Genomic DNA, 1,619 nt, shown 5'->3' with positions numbered 1-1,619 from the left:
AGATGTGTATAAGAGACAGGTAGATGAATTCCCTTGTCCGACAGCGTCTTCGCGTGGGTGATGTCGTCGCGGTAGTACGAGTTGCCACCGTCGATCACGATGTCGTCGGCCTCCAGCGTGGTGGCCAACTCGTCGATGACCCCCGTCGTGATGGTCCCCGCCGGCACCATCACCCAGACGACCCGTGGCGCGGTCAGCTTCTCGGCGAACTCCTGCAGCGACGACACCCCGGTGGTTCGCTCCTCCCCCGACATCGCCTTGACTGCGTCGGGGTTGTGGTCGTAGACCACGCATTCGTGTCCGTCCTTGGCGACCCGGCGGACGATGTTCGCTCCCATCCGGCCGAGGCCGATCATCCCGAGCTGCATCTCTTCTCGATCTCCTTACTGTGACGACGTCTGCTTCGGCAGCCACGGCTCCTGCCAGCTGCGGTGGCCGTGCAGCAACGACTGCGCGGCCTCGGGTCCCCAGGTGCCCTGGTTGTAGTGGTGGATCCGGCCCGGCTTGTCCAGCACCGGCTGCACGATCCGCCAGGTCTCCTCGATCGCGTCTTCCCGGGCGAACAGCTGCCGATCCCCGGTGAGCGCGGCGTACAGGAGTCGTTCGTAGGGGCGCACGGCTTCCCCGAGATCCTCGGCGAACGAGGAGTCCAGGTGCACGTCGTGCCAGCCGTCGCCGACCTGGGCGGACAACTGCAGACGCATGCCCGGATCGGGATCGATGCGCAGCACGATCTGGTTGGGCTCGGGCGGCCGGCGGTTCGGCAGGAACGAGAACCCCGGAACGTGGTGGAGGAACATCCGCACCTCGGTGACCTTCTCCGGCAGCGCCTTTCCCGCACGCAGGAAGATCGGCACGCCGGCCCAGCGCCAGTTGTCGATCTCGGTGCGCAGCGCGATATAGGTCTCGGTCTGCGAATCCTTGGCCACGCCGTCGACGTCGGTGTAGCCGCGGTACTGGCCACGCACGCAACGCTCGGGATCCAGCGCGGGCATCGCCCGGAACACCTCGGCCTTCTTGTCGTTCAGGTCGTCGGCGCTGGGACCGACCGGGGGTTCCATCGCGACCAGCGCGAGCACCTGCAGCAAATGGTTCTGCACCACGTCACGCAGGGCGCCCACCGCGTCGTAGAACTTGCCGCGGTCCTCGATGCCGAAGTCCTCGGCCATGGTGATGTGGATTTCGGAAATGCTGTCGCGGTCCCACACCTTGGCCAGGGCGTTGTTCGCGAAGCGCAGGTACTGCAGTTCCTCGACGGGTTGCTTGCCCAGGAAGTGGTCGACGCGCAGGATCTGGTCCTCGTCGAGCACCGCGCGCAGCCGGGCGTTCAGGTCCCGCGCGGAGGCCAGGTCGTGGCCGAACGGCTTTTCCACCGCGACGCGCGCGCACTCCAGCAGGTCGGCCTTGGCCAGGTTTTCGACGATCGGCGCGAACAAGGACGGCGGCATTTCCAGGTAGTACAGCGGGCGGCAGTCCTTGCCGATCTTCTGGGCGAGCTGGCCGTAGAGCTGTTCGTCGGTGACGTCGCCGTGCAGGTAGGAGAGCCGGCCGGCCAGACGGTCGAACACCGCGTCGTCGAACTTCTCACCGGAGGCCTTGATCTGTCTCTTATACACATC

The 1,619-nt window shown here is 66.0% G+C and carries 2 protein-coding genes; both read right to left on the bottom strand.

Annotation, left to right across the window (positions count from 1 at the left end; all coding sequences use genetic code 11):
- On the bottom strand, positions 1-368 hold a 368-nt coding region (locus WU80_RS24675; protein WP_197286019.1), incomplete at its 3' end, for an NAD(P)-binding domain-containing protein.
- Between the two features lie 15 nt (positions 369-383).
- Positions 384-1,619 (bottom strand): glucose-6-phosphate dehydrogenase (locus WU80_RS24670; protein WP_055405898.1); only part of this gene is annotated, 1,236 nt, incomplete at its 5' end.

Origin of the sequence: Mycobacterium sp. UM_11, assembly GCF_001414075.1 — a bacterium.
In the GTDB taxonomy this organism is placed as follows: domain Bacteria; phylum Actinomycetota; class Actinomycetes; order Mycobacteriales; family Mycobacteriaceae; genus Mycobacterium.
This window is presented reverse-complemented; position numbering and strand designations above follow the sequence as displayed.